At 62.4% G+C, this 20,255-nt stretch carries 19 protein-coding genes and 1 other RNA gene; 12 read left to right on the top strand and 8 right to left on the bottom strand.

All coding sequences use genetic code 11. The features are described 5' to 3' along the window. Nucleotides 1-62 precede the first annotated feature (62 nt). A complete protein-coding gene (gene cobW, locus SIC14_RS07870; protein WP_412565271.1) occupies nucleotides 63-1,145 on the top strand; it encodes a cobalamin biosynthesis protein CobW in 1,083 nt (360 codons plus the stop codon). After that, nucleotides 1,142-1,624 carry a GNAT family N-acetyltransferase gene (locus tag SIC14_RS07865; protein ID WP_412565270.1) on the top strand — a complete coding sequence of 161 codons (483 nt, stop codon included), beginning with the start codon at nucleotides 1,142-1,144 and terminating at the stop codon, nucleotides 1,622-1,624. Before cobW ends, SIC14_RS07865 begins: the two co-directional genes overlap by 4 nt. 17 nt (nucleotides 1,625-1,641) lie before the next feature. Here SIC14_RS07865 and SIC14_RS07860 read toward each other — a convergent pair whose 3' ends face one another. After that, on the bottom strand, nucleotides 1,642-1,812 hold the full coding sequence (locus SIC14_RS07860) for a hypothetical protein (protein WP_412565269.1): 171 nt from the start codon (nucleotides 1,810-1,812) through the stop codon (nucleotides 1,642-1,644). A gap of 72 nt (nucleotides 1,813-1,884) precedes the next feature. On the opposite strand from SIC14_RS07860, the gene cobN reads away from it, so the two are divergent. Then, nucleotides 1,885-5,583, top strand: a complete 3,699-nt coding sequence (cobN, locus tag SIC14_RS07855) for a cobaltochelatase subunit CobN (protein WP_412565268.1) — start codon at nucleotides 1,885-1,887, stop codon at nucleotides 5,581-5,583. Here cobN and SIC14_RS07850 read toward each other — a convergent pair. Next, complete coding sequence (locus tag SIC14_RS07850; protein WP_412565267.1) at nucleotides 5,580-5,855, bottom strand: hypothetical protein; 276 nt, start codon at nucleotides 5,853-5,855, stop codon at nucleotides 5,580-5,582. The two genes, cobN and SIC14_RS07850, sit on opposite strands and share 4 nt — an antisense overlap. Nucleotides 5,856-6,398: 543 nt before the next feature. Here SIC14_RS07850 and cobO point away from each other — a divergent pair. Beyond that, nucleotides 6,399-7,007 carry a cob(I)yrinic acid a,c-diamide adenosyltransferase gene (gene cobO, locus SIC14_RS07845; RefSeq protein WP_412565266.1) on the top strand — a complete coding sequence of 203 codons (609 nt, stop codon included), beginning with the start codon at nucleotides 6,399-6,401 and terminating at the stop codon, nucleotides 7,005-7,007. Next, nucleotides 7,007-7,489 carry a metal-dependent hydrolase gene (locus tag SIC14_RS07840; protein ID WP_412565265.1) on the top strand — a complete coding sequence of 161 codons (483 nt, stop codon included), beginning with the start codon at nucleotides 7,007-7,009 and terminating at the stop codon, nucleotides 7,487-7,489. The genes cobO and SIC14_RS07840 overlap by 1 nt, the downstream gene beginning before the upstream one ends. On the opposite strand, the gene SIC14_RS07835 is transcribed toward SIC14_RS07840, so the two are convergent. After that, the gene (locus SIC14_RS07835; protein ID WP_412565264.1) at nucleotides 7,486-8,403 is read right to left on the bottom strand and encodes a LysR family transcriptional regulator; all 918 of its coding nucleotides are present in this window, start codon (nucleotides 8,401-8,403) and stop codon (nucleotides 7,486-7,488) included. The genes SIC14_RS07840 and SIC14_RS07835 overlap by 4 nt on opposite strands. A 137-nt stretch (nucleotides 8,404-8,540) precedes the next feature. Between SIC14_RS07835 and SIC14_RS07830 the strand changes: the two genes are divergently transcribed. From SIC14_RS07830 to SIC14_RS07820, 3 genes are all read left to right on the top strand, one after another. Next, nucleotides 8,541-9,464 (top strand): SDR family NAD(P)-dependent oxidoreductase, encoded by a 924-nt coding sequence (locus SIC14_RS07830; protein ID WP_412565263.1) that lies wholly within the window; start codon nucleotides 8,541-8,543, stop codon nucleotides 9,462-9,464. 60 nt (nucleotides 9,465-9,524) lie between these two features. Then, complete coding sequence (locus tag SIC14_RS07825) at nucleotides 9,525-9,896, top strand: DUF4345 family protein (RefSeq protein WP_412565262.1); 372 nt, start codon at nucleotides 9,525-9,527, stop codon at nucleotides 9,894-9,896. Between the two features lie 105 nt (nucleotides 9,897-10,001). Continuing rightward, the gene (locus tag SIC14_RS07820) at nucleotides 10,002-10,769 is read left to right on the top strand and encodes a FadR/GntR family transcriptional regulator (RefSeq protein ID WP_412565261.1); all 768 of its coding nucleotides are present in this window, start codon (nucleotides 10,002-10,004) and stop codon (nucleotides 10,767-10,769) included. A 21-nt stretch (nucleotides 10,770-10,790) separates the two neighbouring features. Here the strand turns inward: SIC14_RS07820 and SIC14_RS07815 are convergent, their stop codons facing one another. Together SIC14_RS07815 and nudC are read right to left on the bottom strand one after the other, a co-directional pair. Further along, the gene (locus tag SIC14_RS07815) at nucleotides 10,791-11,258 is read right to left on the bottom strand and encodes an SRPBCC family protein (protein WP_412565260.1); all 468 of its coding nucleotides are present in this window, start codon (nucleotides 11,256-11,258) and stop codon (nucleotides 10,791-10,793) included. A 47-nt stretch (nucleotides 11,259-11,305) separates the two neighbouring features. Then, a complete protein-coding gene (gene nudC, locus SIC14_RS07810) occupies nucleotides 11,306-12,268 on the bottom strand; it encodes an NAD(+) diphosphatase (RefSeq protein WP_412565259.1) in 963 nt (320 codons plus the stop codon). Between the two features lie 172 nt (nucleotides 12,269-12,440). Between nudC and SIC14_RS07805 the strand changes: the two genes are divergently transcribed. The 3 genes from SIC14_RS07805 to rsgA all read left to right on the top strand — a co-directional run bounded on the left by SIC14_RS07805 (nucleotide 12,441) and on the right by rsgA (nucleotide 15,689). Beyond that, nucleotides 12,441-14,306 carry a bifunctional metallophosphatase/5'-nucleotidase gene (locus tag SIC14_RS07805; RefSeq protein ID WP_412565258.1) on the top strand — a complete coding sequence of 622 codons (1,866 nt, stop codon included), beginning with the start codon at nucleotides 12,441-12,443 and terminating at the stop codon, nucleotides 14,304-14,306. Nucleotides 14,307-14,359: 53 nt separating this feature from the next. Beyond that, an RNA gene (ffs, locus tag SIC14_RS07800) (signal recognition particle sRNA small type) lies at nucleotides 14,360-14,458 on the top strand. A 142-nt stretch (nucleotides 14,459-14,600) separates the two neighbouring features. Further along, nucleotides 14,601-15,689: a ribosome small subunit-dependent GTPase A gene (gene rsgA, locus SIC14_RS07795; protein ID WP_412565257.1), complete on the top strand. Its 1,089-nt coding sequence runs from the start codon at nucleotides 14,601-14,603 to the stop codon at nucleotides 15,687-15,689. Nucleotides 15,690-15,817: 128 nt separating this feature from the next. Here rsgA and SIC14_RS07790 read toward each other — a convergent pair whose 3' ends face one another. Then, nucleotides 15,818-16,315: a dual specificity protein phosphatase family protein gene (locus SIC14_RS07790; protein ID WP_412565256.1), complete on the bottom strand. Its 498-nt coding sequence runs from the start codon at nucleotides 16,313-16,315 to the stop codon at nucleotides 15,818-15,820. 244 nt (nucleotides 16,316-16,559) lie between these two features. Further along, entirely contained in the window at nucleotides 16,560-18,107 is a 1,548-nt protein-coding gene (locus SIC14_RS07785) for an ankyrin repeat domain-containing protein (protein WP_412565255.1), read from the bottom strand. Nucleotides 18,108-18,363: 256 nt separating this feature from the next. Between SIC14_RS07785 and SIC14_RS07780 the strand changes: the two genes are divergently transcribed. Then, nucleotides 18,364-19,503, top strand: coding sequence for an FAD-dependent oxidoreductase (locus SIC14_RS07780; RefSeq protein WP_412565254.1), 1,140 nt, complete (start codon nucleotides 18,364-18,366; stop codon nucleotides 19,501-19,503). A 135-nt stretch (nucleotides 19,504-19,638) separates the two neighbouring features. Here the strand turns inward: SIC14_RS07780 and recR are convergent, their stop codons facing one another. Beyond that, nucleotides 19,639-20,238, bottom strand: a complete 600-nt coding sequence (gene recR / locus SIC14_RS07775; RefSeq protein ID WP_412565253.1) for a recombination mediator RecR — start codon at nucleotides 20,236-20,238, stop codon at nucleotides 19,639-19,641. Between the last annotated feature and the right edge of the window lie 17 nt (nucleotides 20,239-20,255).

The following is a 20,255-nucleotide window of genomic DNA, read 5'->3' as shown; positions in this document are numbered from 1 at the left end:
CGACGCGCTAGACAGACACAGCCCTGCCCAATGGCAGCGGCCGCCCGAAACGGAGACCACCCATGCCAGCCAAGATCCCCGCAACCGTTGTGACCGGCTTCCTCGGGGCCGGTAAAACCACCCTGATCCGCAATATGCTGGCCAATGCCAATGGCAAACGCATTGCGTTGATCATCAATGAATTCGGCGACCTTGGTGTCGATGGTGACATCCTGAAAGGCTGCGGCGATGAGACCTGCACCGAAGATGACATCATGGAGCTTTCGAACGGTTGTATCTGCTGCACCGTGGCCGAGGACTTCATCCCGACGCTGGAAAAGCTGCTGGACCGCGATCAGAAGCCCGATCACATCGTGATCGAAACCTCTGGTCTGGCGCTGCCACAGCCCCTGGTCCGCGCCTTCAACTGGCCCGAAATTTCCACCCGTGTGACCGTGGACGGTGTGGTCACCGTTGTGGATGGCCGCGCCGTCCACGATGGCCAGTTCGCCCACAATGTCGCCGCCGTCGACGCGCAGCGCAAACTGGACGAAAACCTCGACCATGAAACCCCGCTATCGGAACTGTTCGAAGATCAGGTCACCTGCGCCGATATGATTGTGGTGAACAAATCCGACCTACTGAGCGCGGAAGAAGCCACCCAGCTGACCACCCGCCTGAAAGACGAAAGCCGCGACGGCGTGCAGGTGGTCAAAGCTTCGATGGGGGTTCTGCCGGTGGATGTCCTGCTGGGCCAGGGTGTGGGCGCCGAGGCCGATATGGCCGCCCGTCACGAAAGCCACCATCACCACCATGATCACGATCACGATCACGATCACGAGGATGGCGACGATCACCACCATCATCACCACGATCACGACCATGACGATTTCGAAAGCTTCGTTGTGGAACGCGCTGAAGTGGCCGATCCCAAGGCCTTCGCCGATCAGGTGGTCAGCGTCATCCGCGACCACGGCATCCTGCGTCTGAAAGGCTTTGCGGCGGTTGAAGGCAAGCCGATGCGCCTAACCCTGCAAGCGGTCGGCCCGCGCATCGACACCTATTTCGACCAGCCATTCGGCAGCAACCCGCGCAACACCCGCCTGGTGGTAATCGGTGAATCCGGTCTGGATCGCACCGCGATTGAGAAGGCGTTGCAGGCATGATCACCATCGCGCAGGAATCGCCCCTGTCCGAGGAGGGCCGCACCCTGCTGGCCGGATCGGACACGGCCCTGCGTGCAGTCTATTCGGCGGAGGAATGTTTCACCCTCGACCCCGAGGAACTGGTGGCGGACACCATCACCTTCCTCATCGCACGGGAAGAGGGCGTTGCACTTGGGTGTGTGGCCCTGGTCGACTGTGGCACCTATGGAGAGGTGAAACGCCTCTTCGTGGCGCCTCAGGCGCGCGGCAAACGCCTGTCACGCCTGCTGATGGCCGATCTGGAAGCCCGCGCCACAGTGCTGGGTCATGGGGCGGTCAATCTGGAAACCGGCGACAAACTGGAAGCCGCCGTGGCGCTCTACAAAAAACTCGGCTATCGCGTCTGTGGCCCGTTCGGCGACTACCCCGACCACCCCGCCAGCCTGTTCATGACCAAAGACCTGACCGCCAAGGCGGCCAACGCGGGCGCAGCGCAGTGACAGCTGCGCGCGCCGTCTCAGCCCTTGGGCTCTTTTTCCGGGGATTTACGCGCTTCCGCCGCTTTCTTCATCCGCGCCAGCAAAGCCGCCTTATCAACGCCCTTGTCGTTGTTGCGACGATCGTTTTCGTTGCGGGGCTTGTTGCCGCCATAGGTGGGCTTCACACCGCCCATACGTCCGTAATCCATCTGATCCCTCTTTCTCTGAGTGTCACGGCTCTTGCCGCATGTTGCCAGAAATCACAAGTAAAGGTCCACTAGATGCACCTCCTCGCTGCCACCCCCGGTTCGATTGACGACGGGCAGGAACCGGTTGATCTGGGCCAGACGCCCGCAGACGTGATCTTTATCTCTGCTGCGGACACCGAACTGGCGGCCGTGTCGCAGGCCCGTGCGGACCTCGAAGATGCCCCTGCTCTGCGATTGGCCAACCTGACCCACCTGCAACATCCGATGTCGGTCGATCTGCATCTGGACAACTGCGCCACAAAATCCCGTCTGGTGGTGGCGCGAATCCTTGGCGGCGCGGGCTACTGGAAATACGGCTTTGAACAATACGCCGCCCGCTTGGCCGAGGCCGGCGTGCCCTTCGTGGCCCTGCCGGGTGACGACAAACCCGACCCCGAGCTGCGCGGCCTCTCCACCGTCTCCGGCGCTGATTACGATGCGCTCTGGGCCTATATGGTCGAAGGTGGGCCGGACAATGCGCTCAACTTCCTCAGCTACTGCCAATGGATGCTGAACGACCACGCAGGCGAGGCCCCACAGGCCGCCGCCCCGCTGCTGCGCGCAGGCGTCTACTGGCCCGGCGCAGGGGTCGCTGACCTCTCTGCCGCGCAGGATGCCTGGACCGCCGACCAGCCCGTGGTGCCGGTGATCTTCTACCGGGCGCTGGTTCAGGGCGCAGGCCTGAACCCGATCAACCGTCTGGTGAAATCCTTGCTGCGCCAAGGGCTGAACCCGCTGCCCATCTTTGTCGCCTCGCTGAAAGATCCGGTTTCGGTTGCCACGCTGGAAACCCTGTTCACCGCCGCGCCGCCTTCGGTAATCCTGAACGCCACCGCCTTTGCCGTTGGCAGCCCCCATGCCGGCGACACGACCCCGCAAAACCCACTGACCATGGCCGCCGCAGACGAAGCCCCGGTGTTCCAGATCGTGCTGGCTGGCAGCAATGAACAGGCTTGGGCCGAAGGGCTTACCGGTCTGTCCGCTCGCGACATCGCGATGAACGTTGCCCTGCCCGAGGTCGACGGCCGCATCCTGTCCCGCGCCATCAGCTTCAAGGACGAAGCCTATTTTGATGAGGCCACCGAATGCCCCATCGCCACCTACCGCGCCCAAGGCGACCGGATCGATTTCACCGCCCGCCTGGCCGCCAACTGGGCTCGCCTCCGCCACAAGAAACCGTCCGAACGCCGTGTTGCCATGGTGCTGGCCAACTACCCCAACAAAGATGGCCGACTGGCCAATGGCGTTGGCCTCGACACGCCTGCCGCTGCCGTGAATATGCTGCAGGTGCTGGCCGGAGCGGGCTACAGGGTTGAAAACGCCCCCCTCGACAGTGACGCCCTGATGCAGCAGATCATGGCCGGGCCCACCAACTGGCTGACCGACCGCGCCGACCGCAACGGCGGCACGCCCATGTCACTGGACGCCTACCGGCAACACTACGACGCCCTACCCTGGGAGGTTCGCGAACAGATCGAGAGCCGCTGGGGCCAGCCCGAGGAGGACCCGTTCTGTGGTAGCAACGGCTTTGCGCTGTCGATCTTCCCGTTCGGCAATACGGTGATCGCGGTACAACCCGCGCGCGGTTATAATATCGACCCGACCGACACCTACCATTCCCCCGATCTGGTGCCGCCGCACAACTATTTGGCCTTCTATTTCCACCTGCGCCATGAATTTGGCGCCGATGCGATCGCCCATATGGGCAAACACGGCAATATGGAGTGGCTGCCGGGCAAGGCGCTGGCCCTGTCTGCAACCTGCTGGCCCGAGGTGGTGTTCGGTCCCACCCCGCATCTCTACCCGTTCATCGTCAACGACCCCGGCGAAGGCACCCAGGCCAAACGCCGCGCCCAAGCCGTCATCATTGACCACCTGACCCCGCCCCTGACCCGCGCCGAAAGCTATGGTCCGATGAAGGATCTGGAGGCGCTGGTTGACGAATACTATGAGGCCGCCGGTGTGGATCCGCGCCGCATCGAACACCTGCGCCGTGAAATCCTGTCGCTCACCTCGGCCACCGGCATCGGCGAAGACGCCGGTCTGAAAGGCGAGGATGAGGACAGCGATCTGGCCAAGCTCGACGCCTTTCTCTGCGACCTGAAAGAGGCGCAGATCCGTGATGGGCTGCACATTTTTGGCACCTCCCCCACCGGGGTGCAGGCCCGCGACCTATCCATTGCCTTGGCCCGTGTGCCGCGCGGTGAGGGCAAAGGCGCCGACAACTCTCTGATCCGCGCCCTGGCCGAGGATCTGGCGCTCGGCTTTGACCCGCTGGACTGTGACATGGCCGCCCGCTGGGACGGCCCGCGCCCCGAGGTTCTGAGTACACTGGACAGCGCCAGCTGGCGCAGCCACGGCGACACGGTGGAGCGTCTGGAACTACTGGCGATCGCCCTCCTCGACACCGAGGGCGCCGCCCCCGGTCCCTCGTCAGCCGAGGTGCTCACGCACCTGCGCCACACGATACGTCCCACCTTGGACAGCTGTGGCCCCGCCGAAACCGACGGGTTCCTGCAGGTTCTGAACGGTCGCTTCCTGCCACCCGGCCCCTCCGGCGCGCCCACCCGCGGGCGCCTGGACACCCTGCCAACCGGTCGGAATTTCTATTCCGTCGACAGCCGCGCGGTGCCCACCCCAACCGCCTGGGCCTTGGGGTGGAAATCCGCCAACCTTCTGATTGAAAAGCACCTTCAGGATCACGGCGACTGGCCGCGCAGCCTGTTGGTCACTGCCTGGGGCACCGCAAACATGCGCACCGGTGGCGACGACATTGCCCAGACACTCGCCCTGATGGGGGTGAAGCCGAAATGGGACAATGCCAACCGTCGGGTCACTGGTTTTGAGATCCTGCCCCTTTCAGTGCTGGGCCGGCCCCGTGTGGATGTCACCCTACGAATTTCCGGCTTTTTCCGCGATGCCTTCCCTCAGCTGATTGCACTGGTCGACAGCGCCGCACGAGCGGTGCAGGCGCTGGACGAACCTGCAGATCAAAACCCCGCTGCGGCGCGCGCGCGCGCCGGTGAAGGCGCCCCACGTGTTTACGGCTCCAAGCCCGGTGCCTACGGTGCCGGCCTGCAGGCATTGATCGACGAGCGTCTCTGGACCACCACAGCAGATTTTGCCGAGGCTTATTTGGAATGGGGCGGTTATGCCTATGGCGCAGGCAGCGAAGGTCAGCGCGACCGCGTGGGGCTGGAACAACGCCTGTCGCAAACCGAGGCGATTGTGCAAAACCAGGACAACCGAGAGCATGACCTCCTCGACAGTGATGACTATTACCAGTTCGAAGGCGGCGCAGCCGCAGCCGTTAAGACACTGCAAGGCCAGGGCCGGCCGATTTATCACAACGATCATTCCCGCCCTGAACGCCCGGTGATCCGCACGCTTGACGACGAAATCAGCCGGGTCTTGCGGTCTCGCGTGGTGAACCCAAAATGGATCGATGGCGTCAAACGGCATGGCTACAAAGGTGCCTTCGAGATCGCCGCGACCGTCGACTACCTGTTTGCCTTTGCCGCCACCACGGGCGCCGTGCGCAACCACCACTTTGACATGGTTCACAGCGCCTTCATCGAAGACGACGACACCCGCAGCTTCATCGCCGCGCACAATGCCCCAGCACTTCAAGAGATCGCAGAGCGGCTGCAAGAAGCGATGGACCGTGGCCTTTGGACGCCCCGTTCCAATTCCGCCCGTGCTGGTGTCGAGGCCTTGCTGAAGAAGGCTTAAGGGCCATCGCGACAACGTAATGTCGCCGTCATGACGGCGACATCCCCTGTCAGCTGACGCACCTCACAGCCAGACACCAACTCCATCGCCCGTTGCGCCGCCAGTCCTATCTGGTCGCGCTGTGGTCGGGCCATACGATTGGTACGGATCGCCTCCGCCTCAGTGCCCTTGACTCGTACGGCAAAGGACAGGCCTTCCACGTCAACGTATTGCGCAGGTACACCCCGAAACGCCCTTCCAGCCGAATCACAGGCCGCCAACATAAAGATCAAAAATATCCATCGCATCCCGGCAAGATAGTGGACAAAGGTTACCAATTGGTAAACTGCGAGACTGCCTGTCGCAGTGAACAGCGTCTTTTTTTGACTTGGTATTCAACCCACTGAAGCGATTGCTAAAACGACAGGCCTGCAGGCGCACACCCAAGTTCCCTTGGCTGACGCTGCTCCAAAACAAAGTCTTTTGAAAAACCCAAAGCGCGTTAACCAGATGTTTATCAATGACCTGTTAGATCTCTATCAGCTCGCCAACACCTTAACCCCAAGACTGGTGGTCGCCTTACCGGTGACGCCGACGACACCCAGTTTTTCGCCAGGAGACATAGAACATTGCTCGACTAACCAAGATTTTGCGCCATAGGTCCGACCTCGCAAATTCCCTGTCAGGCGGCTGTTCTCAGACCGTCTGCGATGCCGCAGATCCGTTCTGGATTCCGCTCAGCAGGCAGGCGCAGCTCCTGCCTCGTTCCCCCTTGCGCCTTGGGCGCAAAGCCCCCTAAAGTTCGGCTTCCCAACAGGCGACAGGAGAGCCCGAGTATGACTGCCGACAGCGACCGTCACGCGATGAAAATGGCCAAGAAAAAGGCCGCTCGCGACAAGATCATGGCCACCAAGACCGATCAGAAAGGTCTGGTGATGGTGCATACCGGCAAGGGCAAAGGTAAAAGCTCTGCCGCCTTCGGAATGATTTTCCGCTGCATTGCCCATGATATGAAATGTGCCGTGGTACAGTTCATCAAAGGCGGCATGAGCACCGGCGAACGGGACCTGATTCTGGGCAAGTTTTCCGACACCTGTTCGTTCCACACCATGGGGGAGGGTTTCACCTGGGAAACGCAGGACCGCGACCGCGATGTGGAAATGGCGCAGGCGGCCTGGGAAAAGGCCAAGGAGTTGATCCGTGACGACAGCCACAAAATGGTGCTGCTGGATGAGATCAACATCGCATTGCGCTATGACTATATCGACATCAACGAAGTGGTCACCTTTCTGGCCAAAGAAAAACCACATATGACCCATGTGGTGCTGACCGGCCGCAACGCCAAAGAAGAGCTGATCGAAATCGCCGATCTGGTGACGGAAATGGAACTGGTGAAACATCCCTTCCGCTCGGGCATCAAAGCGCAGATTGGCGTGGAATACTGATGTTTATCGGGCATTTGCCCGGGGTCTATCTTGCGCTCAGACCACTGCAGCGCCGCCTCCCGCCACTGGCCTTTGCGGCGGGGCTATTGTGCAGCGTGTTGCCGGATCTTGACCTGATTTGGTTTTATTTCGTCGATAACCGCGCCTTTCATCATCACGAATACATCACCCATCGCCCGATCCTCTGGGCCAAAGTCCTGTTGCTGGGCCTGCTGCTGCGTCGTTTTCACCATCTGACCGGCTCCCCAATTGCGACGCTGGCCACCGGCGCGCTGATCCATCTGTGTCTGGACAGTATTGCCGGCGCTGTCACCTGGGGCTGGCCTTGGTGGGATCACAAAACTACGCTGGTCCACGTCCCTGCCACCCATGACCATTGGATCAAATCCTTCCTGGCCCATTGGACGTTTAAGGTTGAGATTTCCCTCTGCGTCTTGGCCGCCGCTGTCTGGTGGCGCAGCCGCCGGGCGCGGCGCCCCTAGGCACGCCGCATCACCGTGCCGGCTACCCAGAACTCGTTGCGCCGCGCGGTGATCCGACTGGCGAGGAAATCCACAAACAACCGCACCCGTGCCGTGTTGCGTAGATCCCGGTGCAGCAGCAGCCACAGATTGCGATAGGCCAGCGGTTTCTGGAACGGTGCACGGATCAGACCGGGATGGCGGTCACCCAGATTGCAGGCCAGATAGGCCATGCCTAACCCCGAGGCCGCTAGCGTGATCAATGGCACCAGCTCCGACACTCGGTGGCGCAGCTGCGCCCTGGGGTAATAACTGTCCCGCACCCATTTCGCGGTCACCGCCTCTTCGGGTTCGTGCCAGCCGATCAGATGCAACCCAGCGCCGCCATTGTCCTGCACCCGCTGCGCATATACCTTGCTGCAATAGGCGGCTTGCGACATCTGCACCAGCTTGCGGCCCACCACGTCATCGGTGACCTCATGGGCCACCCGCAGGCTGACATCGGCTTCGCGACGGGTCAGATCCGCCACCGTATTGGCGAAGGTCAGGTTCAGCTCAATTTCGGGATAAGTTTCTGAAAAAGCGGCCAGATCATCCATGATCGAGGTCATCGCCAACCCGTGTGGCAGGGTCACATAGACGGTCCCAGACGGCTGCGCATCTCGCCCGACAATCACACGGGAGGCGGCGGTCATCTCTTCCTCCACACGTGCGGCATGGGGCATCAGGTCTTCGCCCAGCTGGGTCAGCACCAGCCCCTTTTTGGAGCGGTCGAACAGCCGGCTGCCCACCCGTTCCTCCATCACCGCAAGCCGGCGAGTCAGGGTGGTGTGATTGACTTGAATACTGTCGGCGGCGCCCCGCAACGTGCCGGTGCGTGCCACCGCAAGGAAATATTTCAGATCGTCCCAGTTCAGCGAATGGCTTTCCTGCATGGCTGTTCGGCCCACCCTTATGGTTCAAAAATGACACAAGATGTTCAGCTTTACCCAGATACACAGCATTTTCAACACAGACTACCTTCTTCTCAGACGCAACACCCGTAGCCCCACAATCTGATGAGGACCTCGAAATGAACCCGATCCAATCCGTGATGATCACCGGCGCAAACGCAGGCCTTGGCCGCGAGGCCGCCCGCCAACTGGCTGGTCAGAAAGGGGTCGAAAAGATCCTTCTGGCCTGCCGCAACAAGGCCAAGGCCGAGGCTGCCAAAGCCGCGCTAGAGGCCGAAACCGGTCGCGACATCTTTGAAATCGTGTTGATGGATGTCTCCAAACCGGACTCGGTTCGGGCGGCGGTTGCCACGCTGCAAACGCCGGTCGATGCGGTGATCCTGAACGCCGGCGGCAGCGGCGGGCGGACCTCAAACCAGCTCACCGACGCCGGTGTGACCGAGATTTACGCGATGAACATGCTGGGCCATGTCGTGCTGGTTGAGGAGCTTCTGGCCCGCCAATTGGTCACCTCCACCCTGCTCTATGCCGGTTCCGAGGCGGCCCGTGGCATCCCTAAAATGGGCATGCCGGTGCCGGATCTGCCCAACACCGACATCGCCGCCTTTACCGCCATCATCAACGGATCCCGCTTTGCCGCGGACGCCGACCCGACCGAGACCTATGGCTATATCAAGCTGTTGGGGGTGCTGTGGATGGGCGCGATGGCGCGGCAGCACCCGCATCTGCGCTTTGTCACCATGAGCCCCGGCGGCACCACGGGCACCAACGGCTTTGACGACATGAGCTTTGTCAAGCGGCTGATGTTCAAACACATCGGCGGGCTGCTGATGCCGCTGTTTGGCATGATGCATTCGGTTGAAACCGGTGCAAAACGCTATGTCGATGGGCTGTTCAATCCCAAATTCGAAAGCGGTCGATTCTATGCCAGCGCCAAGGAAGTGCCCACGGGTCAGGTGATCGATCAGGTCAAACTGCGCCCGGATCTGGCCGACACAGAGGCGCAGGACAACGCCCATAAAGCCATCCAGCAATTTGCCTGAAACCTCTGCCTGAAAAACCTTTTCACACCGAAAACACACTGATCTCAAAGGAGAAACCCAATGGAACTGACCCTGCAAATCCTCGTCACCCTCGCCACGCTGATGCTTCTGGGCCTTGGCACCATGTCCATGTTCGCACCGCGCCGCATGACAGCCAACTTCGCGCTGGAACCGGTCGGCACCCCCGGCCTCAGCACCATCCGTTCGGTGATGGGCGGCTTGTTTCTGGCCTCGGTGGCCCTGTTGGTCAACGGCCTCCTCACCGGTGAGACCCTTGGCTTCGTCGCCGTGGCCCTGTTGATGGGCGCGGTGGCTCTGGGCCGGATCGTCGGCATCCTCGCTGATGGGTTTGACAAGGCTGTGGTGCCGCCGCTGGTGGTGGAACTGGTGATCGCAGGTGTCCTGCTCACCGCCCATTTCAGCGCCGTTTGATCGCCTTACCAATTTGGCCAAGCCGTCCCTGCCCTGTGGCAAAGGGGCGGCTTGCCTCATGTCGGGCGCGGTCATATAAATTGACCAATTGCAAAAAGGTGTCCGATGCCATTTCAGAAAGTCCAACCCGAGAAACTCTCTACCGCGGTCACCCGCCAGATTGAATTGCTGATCCTGCGGGGCATCCTGCGCCCTGGCGAACGGCTGCCGGCGGAACGGGAACTGGCGGACCGTCTCGGCGTTTCCCGCCCGTCGCTGCGCGAAGCGATTTCCGAGTTGCAGGAGAAGGGGCTGCTCAGCTCCAAGGCGGGCTCGGGGATCTATGTGGCGGACGTGCTGGGCTCGGCCTTCTCGGACTCACTGGTCAAACTTTTTGCCAACCACGAAGAAGCAGTGTTTGACTACATCTCCTTCCGCCGCGACATGGAGGGCCTGGCAGCCGAACGCGCCGCCCGTCTGGCCTCGGACACCGATCTGAAGGTGATCCAGACCATTTTCGACAAAATGGAAGGGGTGCATTCCAAGCGCAATCCCGATGATGAGGCACAGCTGGACGCCGATTTTCACCTGTCGATCATCGAGGCCAGCCACAACGTCATCATGCTGCATATGATGCGGTCGATGTACCAGCTGCTGCGCGAAGGGGTCTTTTATAACCGAAAGATGATGTTCAAACAGCGCACCACCCGTGACACCCTGCTGACCCAGCACCGTGCCATCAACACCGCCTTGCAGGCCCGCGATGCCGAAGGCGCACGCGCGGCGGTCGAGGCGCATCTGGACTACGTGCGCACCACGTTGCAGGACCTCAACAAAAGCGAACGTAACGAGCGGGTCGCCCGGCAACGGTTTGAACATGAGCAGTCGCGCTAAGCGGCTGCCCACAAACCGGTTTTAGGAGATCTGGCGATACCGGCCTTCCAGCTCGGTGGCGTAGTTGGCCACCCGTAGATGGAACCCTTTGTTGATCTTGGTGCGCGCCAGTTTCAGCGATTGCAGCACCAGCCGCGCTGACAGGGTCGAGGCTTCCAGTTCTAGATCCACCGACATGCGGGTGCGGGTCTTGGACATGGCGACCAGATCCACCGAAACCGTGCCCGACAAGCCCTGGCTGACACCTTCAAAACTCAGCGCCTGCGGGGTGTCAAATTCGCTCAGCTTCAGCGTCATGCTGCGCATTTTGCCACGAAACTCAAACTCGACCTGCCATTCCATTCCGGCGCCCGGTTCGGTCAGGCTGTCACAGCGCTGCACATCGATGCCACGGCGCAGGGCCGTGCGTTCGACAGAGTCAAAATCGGTCATCAAAGCAAAGGCATGGTCGATCGGTGCTTCGATATCTTCCTTGGCGGACAAAAACATGGGGAGGGCCTGTTCTTGGGGTTATCGTTGTTGGCGGCAGTTTTGAATTATTCCAAACGGTCTGCAAGCCAGTTCCGCAACAGGAAGTGTGCAATCGCCCCCTCCCGCGCCGGTTTTACCACAGGGTGCCGCCCGGCAAAGGCCTGCATGATCTCTTCGCGGCTGAACCACTGGGCATCCTCAATCTCATGTGGGTCGATCTGGATCTCTTCGCTGGTGGCATGGCCGCGACAGCCGAACATCAGCGAATTGGGGAAGGCCCAGGGCTGGCTGGCCAGATAGGTCACCTCCCCCACCGCCACACCGGTTTCTTCCACCACCTCGCGGCGCACCGCCGCCTCCAGCGTTTCGCCGGGCTCCACAAAGCCCGCCAACAGAGAATACATCCCCTCCGGCCAGCCGGGGGAGCGGCCCAGCAGGACCTTGTTGCCCGAGGTCACCAGCATGATGACCACCGGATCGGTGCGCGGGAAATGGAACGCGCCACAGGCGGGGCAATTGCGCTGCCATCCGGCCTGCGCCATTTCGCTGCCGGTGCCACAACGGGCGCAAAACCTGTGACTGCTGTGCCAGTTGAACAGCGCCCGCGCCGTCGCCGCCAGCTCTGCATCACGGGCATCCAACAGGGTCATGATCGCCCGCAATTCGGCAAATTCCTGTGACTTTGGCAGGGACGGGTGGTGCTGACGTGACCGGTCGGTGAACTGCGACAGCTCCGCCGCGTCCAACAGGTCTGGCGTCCAGCCCGAAATATCCAGCGCCAGAGCTGGCGTGTCGCCCTCAAGCCCCAGGAACAGCGGCTCTTCTTTGGCCTCGGCACAAATGGCATGGCTCAACGGCAGCCGCACCAATTTGGCGGTTCCGTCCGCCTCTTCGATCAGCGGTTTGCCCCGCCACAGCACAATTACCGTCGCCCCAGCCCGCGCCTTCAGCGCCGCCAGATCGACCCGCAACTCCGCCGCACGATTAAGGCCCGAGCCGCCAAAAGTCACCGTTTCCGCCAGTTTCATGCCTGCGCCCTTTCTTCTGGTTGTCGCGACACTAGGTTGTTCCGCGCAGAGGCTAAAGAGGCAAATGCCGCCCGCTGCTGACCCCGTGAATACCTGCATACCGTCCCCCGCCGATTTGTTGACAGCCGCGCGATAAAACAACTAATGATAGTACATAAAGTGCGAGTTTCCTGTGACATCTCCCTCTCTGCTCAATCCACCCGACGCTGTGCATCTGCGCCTGTTGCAAACAACCGATCTGCACGCCCAACTTTGTGGTGTCGGCCCCGGCTGTGTCGGCCTCGCGGCGCTTGTCCCCTTGATCGAGGCCCAACGGCAGGGGCCAGATCTGACCCTGTTGCTGGACTGCGGCGATTTTCTACAAGGCAATCCACTATTTGACCCCACCCTTCCGCCGGCTGTTTCACCCGACACCACCGTTTATTCCTTGGGTGCCTCGCCAGTGATCGGTGCGTTCAACCGGCTGGGCTATGACGCCGTGGCCCTCGGCAACCACGAGTTTGCTTTCGGCGCGGAGCCGCTTGGGACCGCGCTGCAACAAGCCGATTTCCCCGTGATCTCCACCAATTTCCGGCGCCATTCCGGCCATGACACCGCGTTGCCGCAGGTGCTGCCCCATGTGATCCTGACCCGCCACCTGCGCCTTGGCGACACAAGCGCGCGCCTGCGGATCGGCCTGGTCGCCGCCACCCCAGCCAACACCCTTGCCTCGGAAGATCCCGCCCTCAGCGACCAGTTCCATTTTGCCGCAATGACCCCAAGCATCGCCCGCACAGTGCCCCTGCTGAGGGCGCAGGGGGCCGACCTGGTGCTGCTGCTGTCCCATTCCGGCCTGTCCGAACAAAGCTGCGATCCGCTGAACGACAATTGCGCCCATCGCATGAGCCAGATCCCCGGTATCGACGCCATGCTCTGCGGTCACCAGCACGGTTTTTTTCCGTCAGATCAATTTGCCACCATCCCCAACGCCGACTTGCAAGCGGGCACCGTCAACGGGGTGCCCACCGTGATGGCCGGCGCCTTTGGCAGCCACCTTGGCCAGATCGACCTCTATCTGACACAGGGCGCAGCGGGGTGGCAGGTGATCCGCCACGCCGTGCAGCTCCACCCTGCCCCGTCTGAGCCCGCCCAGACCAAGTCCGCCCTGACCAAATCCGCCCAGACCAAGCCCCTCACAGAAACCCCGCTCCACGCCGCGCTTGCGCCCTACATCCAACGGGCCGAGGCCAGGCTAGACCAACCCCTCGGCCATAGCGCCCAACCGCTGCATTCCTATTTCGCCCAGCTGGCCCCCTGCGCCGTGGCCCGCACCCTGGCCGCACTGCAGCAGCAGGCGATTGCACCTCTGCTGGCCAATCACCCTGCCTGTGCCCTGCCGCTGCTCTCCGCCACCGTGGTGCATAAATCCGGCCCGCTCTGCCCGCAAAGCCCCTATGTCGAGCTGCCCGCAGGCCCGCTGCGCCACCGCGATCTGCTGGCGCTGCAACCGTTCAACACCCATCTGCTGGCTCTGCGCCTCACAGGGCATGAGCTGCAACTCTGGCAGCAGCACAATGCGCAGATGTTTGCGCACCGCCACAGCGCGGCACAGGACCAGCCCCTGCTGAACCCCCGCTTTCCCAGCTACCGGTTTGATCACCTCTTTGGGGTGGAAACCCGTTTTGATCTCACCACCCCCAATGCCCTGCCCGCGCTTTATCTCAACGGCACCCCGTTGCCTCCGGATCAGGAAGTGTTGGTGATCACCAACACCCACCGCGCCAGCACCTTACCGGTGCTGACTGCACTACCCGCAGACCGTCAGCTCTTGCCCATCGGGCCGGACCTGCGGCAATTGCTGCAGCAGGCCCTAGACACCGGTCCGCTGCGTATCCCTCCCCGGCACGACAGCTGGCGGTTCACACCGCTGCCCGACGCCACCGCCACGGCCGAGGTCGCTACGACCGCCCTGCCTCACCTCCAGGATATCGCCCATCTGCGCCCAGAGGTGTTGGAACAGACCTCGGACACCTCCACCCGCCTGCGCCTGCATCTCTGATCCGCCCTTTCGGCACATCTTGCATCCCCGCGCCCACCGCACTATATCAGCCTTGAGAGGTTGGCGCGGGCGAGCGCCTCGCCAACCTGGTCAGATCCGGAAGGAAGCAGCCACAACGAGCCCCGCTTGGGTCGATGTCCAACCTCTCACCTACCTCCCCCACCGATAATCGCGATGCAACAGCCCGCAAAAATGCCGCTGTTTTCCCCTGCATATGCTTGCCCTTTGGCGCAAAAAGCGCATTCTGCCGCCAATTCTGATACGTTCTGCCCGCGCCCATTGATGAGGATCCCCTTGCCCCTGCACACGCTCGAAGATCTCGGCTGGACCAGCTTCTTTGCAGACCAGCTCACGGCCGAGGCCGATTCGGATCTGGTGCCAGTGCGCGCCGCCACGGTGCAACGTTCGCTGGCGCGTGGCCTGGCCCCCGAAGGCCTGATCCGGCTGATCTTCCCCAGTGACATCAGCGCCTCTGACCTGGCCGTGGGGGACTGGATTCTGATCGATCCCGAAAGCCGCACCATCCGCAGGGTGCTGGAACGCCACTCCAAGCTCAGCCGCCGCGCCGCCGGGGTCGAAGCCAAAAGCCAGCTGCTGGCCGCCAATATCGACACACTGTTCATCACCACCTCCTGCAATGAGGATTTCAACCCCGCCCGCATCGAACGCTATCTGGTGCTGGCGCTGGACGCCGATGTGACGCCGGTTCTGGTGCTGACCAAATCCGACCTCACCGATGAGGCCGACCGCTACCTGAAAGAGGCGCAGGAGATCTCGGACAAATTTGCCGGGGTGCTCTGCATCAACGCCACCGATGGGGCTGGCGTTGCCACGCTGGCGAAATGGTGCGGCACCGGCCAGACCGTGGCCTTCGTCGGCTCCTCCGGTGTTGGCAAATCCACCCTGATCAACGCCCTGACCGAGGCCGATCAGGCCACCGCAGGCATCCGCGAAACCGATGCCAAGGGCCGCCACACCACCACGGCGCGCTCGCTGCATTTTGCCCAGGCCGGCGGCATGGTGATCGACATGCCGGGGATGCGGGAACTGGGGCTGCATGACGTGGCGGGCGGCATCGCCGAACTGTTTGATGACATCACCGAACTGGCCGGGCAGTGCAAATTCCGCAACTGCGCCCATGTCTCGGAACCGGGCTGCGCGGTGCTGGCGGCCGTGGACGCTGGCACCATCTCGGAACCACGTCTGGACCGCTGGCGCAAACTCAGCGCCGAGGATCAGTTGAACTCGGAAACCATGGGCCAAACCCGCCGCCGCGCCAAGGAAATCACCCGCCAACACAAGGCCACGCTGGAAGCGCAATACCGGATGAAAGGCAAACGCAAAGCCAAAGGCCCCGCCAAGGGCAAAGGCAAATCGCGCTGACCGGCGCCTCGCTCAGAGCGGCCCAAATTCATCTTGCCCAATTTCATCTTGCCTGAAAACTCCGGGGTGAGCGGCCCCGCCGCGAGGGGCAGCGCCCCTCAAACAACAGCCCGGACCACGTGCCAGCCTCAGCCCTTTGGCAACCGCCCCGTGCGGGCCCAATGCATCTGATCGTCGGTCTCAATCGCGCAGGGCCGCGCCGTGCGCAACCGTTCCAGCGCCGCATCCGGCCGCTCACCGGACTCCACCATCAGCCGCATCACCACCATGCCGGAACGGCCACAGCCGCCCTTGCAATGGACCAGCACCCGGCCGCCGCCGTTCAGCGCCGCCAGCGCCGCTTTGCTGACCTCAGGCCATTGTTCCAGAAAATCCGCATCCGGCAGGCCGTAATCTTCGATCGGCAAATGACACCAGCGACTGCCCGCATCCTGCAGGTCCTGCCCCAATGTGGTGACCTTCGCCGCCACAAATTCCACATCCGTGACCAAAGAGATCAGCAGCGAGGGTTTCCATTCCTTCAGATGCTCCAGATCCGCCGCATAGTCGCCCCCCCGCCCCGGCAGCGGGCAGAGCGCCAGAATACCGCCGCCAACGGTCATGGCATGCAAAACAAAATCCGACATGGTCTCTCAAATCTCAAAGCAGCACGATTGGGCAAAACCACAGGCCACACGTGTAATTCCCCACGGTCAAAACCGCCACGCTGGCCCCGCAACAGGCCTTCACCCAATCCAGAATTCCTTTGAAGACTAGAGCCAAAGCGCCTCCGCGCAAGCGCCAAGCCCCTGGGCGCGGGGGATTCCAGTGGCATCATGGCGGGAATACCACAGCGCCACTGGCTTTTGTCTACACCCAAGCGATGACGGATCAGCCCAAGCCGCCCTCGACCAGCTGCCCCGGGTATGTCTCGCCCCAATGGCGCAGGAAGTCGCTGACATCCCCCCGCCCCGCCAGCTCAATCGCCTGCCGCGGCAGCGCCACCCCATGGGTCAAGGCCAGTTCCAGGCAGGCCAGATGATCGCGGCCCTCGCGGTTGGGGCAATTTTCAGAGCCGTGGATGATCGTCGACAGCAGCGTGCCGCCGTAGTTGTTCACATGGCTCAGGTCCGGCTTCTGGCTCAGGAAATACACCATCACCTCAGGCAACCCTTCCCAACCGGCCAGTTGCACCGGCGTCAGCCCCTGCCCGTCTGGTTGGTCAAACGCCATCCCCAGCGCCACCAGCGCCTTGATATGGTCTAGCTTGCCCGCCACGCCGATCAGATTGTGCAGTAGATTGCGATAGGCCTCGGGCAGTTTGGCGGGGTCGAGATATTGCCCCGCAGGCACCCGCCCTGCCGCCGCCTCAACCAGCAGCGCCTCCTGCCCATGCAACGCCGGCGCCCCCAGCGCCTCAATCGCCGCCACCAGATCCGCATTGCCAAAGACCTTGGCATAACCATAGGCGCTGGCGCCTTCATACTCCTCCGCCGGATCCGCACCCGCCGCCAACAACAGGTCCACCATCCGCCGGTCACACATCCGCCGCGCCGCCTGATGCAGCGCCGGAATGACCCAAGGCGCCTCGCCACCCACCGGCTCTGCCGCAAACTCGCTGACATCCGCCCCCGCCGCCAGCAGCATCGCCACTGCCCCGTGATCGTTGAAATCCAGCGCCCTGAGCAGCGCATTGGTGCCTTTCGGGTCGGCTCCGGCCTTCAGCAACATCTCCAACCCACGGGTATGACCCAGCTCAACCGAGTGATAGAGGCTCTCGCCATCATTCGGGTCCGCACCCTGATCCAGCAGCCACTGCGCCAGAACCATGTTGTTTGCATGGCCCAAAGCGCCATAAAGCACCGACAACCCGTGCCCCTCCGGCCCAGCCAAAGCATCGTTCACATCTGCGCCATTGGCCTGCAGAAGTGCCGCAATCTCCAACATATCCGCCCGCCGCTCCGGCAGGGCATGGATCATCTTGGAAAAACACAGATGCACCATCGGCGAACGCGGGCCCAGCAGTGTCACCGCCGCCTTGGGATCCTCCCACAGCGCCGCCTTCACCGCCTCCAGATCGTATAGCGCAATGGCACAGCCCAAGAGCCCCTCGGCCAGATCCGGCGTCTCTGCCAACAGGTGCTGAACCACCTCGATCTGCCCATGCGCCAGGGCAATCTTCAACCGCTGCTGCCGCCCGGCACGGTCCAGCCCGACGGTTTCTGCCGCCAGTTTCAACGCCGGCCAAGACGCAAAATTCTGCTCGCGTGCAATCACATGCAGATAATCGGCATGGCGCAGCTCCGCCCCATCAGACCGCGGTGCATGGACACGCAAGCGTTCAAAAGCATGGGGTTCACCCGCAAGGTACCCCTTGCGCAGAGCCTTTGCCGCCCGACGCAGTTTATCCAAAGAAAGAGTGTCACGTGACATCGTCATCGGTTTCTCCTGACACAGGCCCATCGGTTCGCTAAAACGGGCAGGAAAATCCGAAGCTCGGTTTTCAATCGATATGAAGGGGATGCGCCGGCGCTTTCCGCGAACCTGGGGGCCGTCCCTGACCGGCCTTGGCCTGACGCTAGCGCAGCCATCTGCCAATGACAAGGTGCCGCATCTTCCACCCTTCCCTTTCCCGGCCCAAGCCGCCAAGCTGCTGTCACAGAACGCGGAAATCAGAACAGAGACGGAGGCGACAATGGTCATCGCAGTGATCGGACGCGGCATGATCGGCAGCGCCGCCGCACGGCATCTGGCTTTGATGGGACATCAGGTGCTGCTCATCGGCCCCGATGAACCCAGTGACTACAGCAGCCACACCGGCGTCTTCGCCAGCCACTACGACGAAGCCCGCATCACCCGCGCCCTCGACCCTTACCCGTTCTGGAGCCGCGTCAGCCGCGACAGCATCGCCCGCTACGCTGCCCTCGAACGCGACAGCGGCCTGCGCTTCTTCACCGACTGCGGCCTGTTGATGGCGGGCGGTGACCGGAACCCGGCGCTGTTGCAGGCCGAAAAAGGCGCGGTGCGCGACAATATCCACTGCGAGACCCTGCGCGGCCTCACGCTGGAACGGCGCTTCCCTTACCTGCATTTCCCGCGCGACACGCTGGGCCTGTTTGAACCGCGCAGCGCCGGCTACATCAACCCGCGCCTGATGGTGCGGGCGCAAAACGTGGTGGCGCAGAAACTCGGCGTGCATGTCATCACCGCCACGGTCACCCGCCTCAGCGAAACCGCTGAAGGCGTCGAGATCGACAGCACCGCCGGCCATCTCGCCGCCGCGCAGGTGCTGGTCGCCGCCGGTGGCTTTAGCAATGCCATCCTGCCCGATCCAATTCCACTTCAGACTTATGCCCGTACCGTCCTCCTGGCCGAGATCGACACCGCCGAACAGACCCGCCTGCGCGATATGCCGCCGCTGATCTGGTATGAACCGGGCAAGGATCCCTACCTGTTGCCGCCCGTGCGGTACCCAGATGGACGCACCTATGTGAAAATCGGCGGCGATCCCGAAGACAGCTTACTGCCAGACGAAGACGCCCGCCGCGCCTGGTTCCGCAGCGGCGGCGATCCCGAGGTTGGTGGTTTTCTGGAAACCCTCCTGCGCGAACGCATGCCCGATCTGAAGGTTAACAACCTCAAGATAGCCCCCTGTCTGACCAGTTTCACCAACAGCAACGGCCCCGCCATCAAACGCCTCAGCAAACATATCGCCACTGCCACCGGCGGCAGCGGGCGCGGCGCCAAATGCAGCGATGAACTGGGCCGGCTCGGCGCCTTGGTCGCCACCAACCAGCCGATACCGCCCTGGGCCCAAGAGACACTCAACGCCTAGCGACAGCCTCAAACGCGCTTTCTTCTTGGTGCAAATATCCGGGGGTGAATGGGGGCAAAATCCCATTTTGACCCCAGAGGGGCAACGCCCCTCCACACCAGCCCACAGAGGGGCAACCACAACCAGATCAACCGGTCACAACTGCCGCCGCGCGCTGAGAGCTGCCGAAATCGTGCCCTCGTCGAGGTAATCCAGCTCCCCCCCGATCGGCACGCCCTGCGCCAGCGAGGTCAGCCGCACCTGCCCCTCCAGCTGGTCGGCAATGTAATGCGCTGTGGTCTGGCCATCGACGGTGGCATTGAGCGCTAGAATAACCTCGCTCACCCCTTCCGCCTTCACCCGATCCAGCAGCTGTGGGATACGCAGCTCCTCCGGCCCCACCGCATCCAGCGCCGACAGGGTGCCGCCCAGCACGTGATAGCGCCCCTTGAACACTGCCGCCCGCTCCATCGCCCAGAGGTCGGCCACATCCTCCACCACACACAGGATGCCGTTGCCGCGTTTCTCACTGGCGCAGATATCACAGACATCCGCCGTGCCGATATTGCCGCAGTTCAGACATTCCCGCGCGGTTTCAGCCACCCGCTGCATCTGGTCTGCCAACGGCGTCAGCAACAGCGCCCGCTTGCGGATCATATGCAACACCGCCCGCCGTGCTGACCGCGGGCCAAGCCCGGGCAATTTCGCCAGAAGCTCAATCAGATTGTCGATATCTTTGGGGGCGTGATCACTCATGCGGGCAAGGATACGAC

Source organism: Thalassobius sp. MITS945101, assembly GCF_047123305.1.
Lineage (GTDB): Bacteria > Pseudomonadota > Alphaproteobacteria > Rhodobacterales > Rhodobacteraceae > Thalassobius.
The sequence above is the reverse complement of the archived record's forward strand: the minus strand, read 5'-3'. Positions and strand labels throughout refer to the sequence as shown.

What these genes read in the sequence shown, in the direction of transcription:
- cobW (WP_412565271.1), top strand. Translation starts at nt 63, where the DNA reads ATGCCAGCCAAGATCCCCGCAACCGTTGTGACCGGCTTCCTCGGGGCC.
- SIC14_RS07865 (WP_412565270.1), top strand. Translation starts at nt 1,142, where the DNA reads ATGATCACCATCGCGCAGGAATCGCCCCTGTCCGAGGAGGGCCGCACC.
- SIC14_RS07860 (WP_412565269.1), bottom strand. Translation starts at nt 1,812, where the DNA reads ATGGATTACGGACGTATGGGCGGTGTGAAGCCCACCTATGGCGGCAAC.
- cobN (WP_412565268.1), top strand. Translation starts at nt 1,885, where the DNA reads ATGCACCTCCTCGCTGCCACCCCCGGTTCGATTGACGACGGGCAGGAA.
- cobO (WP_412565266.1), top strand. Translation starts at nt 6,399, where the DNA reads ATGACTGCCGACAGCGACCGTCACGCGATGAAAATGGCCAAGAAAAAG.
- SIC14_RS07840 (WP_412565265.1), top strand. Translation starts at nt 7,007, where the DNA reads ATGTTTATCGGGCATTTGCCCGGGGTCTATCTTGCGCTCAGACCACTG.
- SIC14_RS07835 (WP_412565264.1), bottom strand. Translation starts at nt 8,403, where the DNA reads ATGCAGGAAAGCCATTCGCTGAACTGGGACGATCTGAAATATTTCCTT.
- SIC14_RS07830 (WP_412565263.1), top strand. Translation starts at nt 8,541, where the DNA reads ATGAACCCGATCCAATCCGTGATGATCACCGGCGCAAACGCAGGCCTT.
- SIC14_RS07825 (WP_412565262.1), top strand. Translation starts at nt 9,525, where the DNA reads ATGGAACTGACCCTGCAAATCCTCGTCACCCTCGCCACGCTGATGCTT.
- SIC14_RS07820 (WP_412565261.1), top strand. Translation starts at nt 10,002, where the DNA reads ATGCCATTTCAGAAAGTCCAACCCGAGAAACTCTCTACCGCGGTCACC.
- SIC14_RS07815 (WP_412565260.1), bottom strand. Translation starts at nt 11,258, where the DNA reads ATGTTTTTGTCCGCCAAGGAAGATATCGAAGCACCGATCGACCATGCC.
- nudC (WP_412565259.1), bottom strand. Translation starts at nt 12,268, where the DNA reads ATGAAACTGGCGGAAACGGTGACTTTTGGCGGCTCGGGCCTTAATCGT.
- SIC14_RS07790 (WP_412565256.1), bottom strand. Translation starts at nt 16,315, where the DNA reads ATGTCGGATTTTGTTTTGCATGCCATGACCGTTGGCGGCGGTATTCTG.
- SIC14_RS07785 (WP_412565255.1), bottom strand. Translation starts at nt 18,107, where the DNA reads ATGACGATGTCACGTGACACTCTTTCTTTGGATAAACTGCGTCGGGCG.
- SIC14_RS07780 (WP_412565254.1), top strand. Translation starts at nt 18,364, where the DNA reads ATGGTCATCGCAGTGATCGGACGCGGCATGATCGGCAGCGCCGCCGCA.
- recR (WP_412565253.1), bottom strand. Translation starts at nt 20,238, where the DNA reads ATGAGTGATCACGCCCCCAAAGATATCGACAATCTGATTGAGCTTCTG.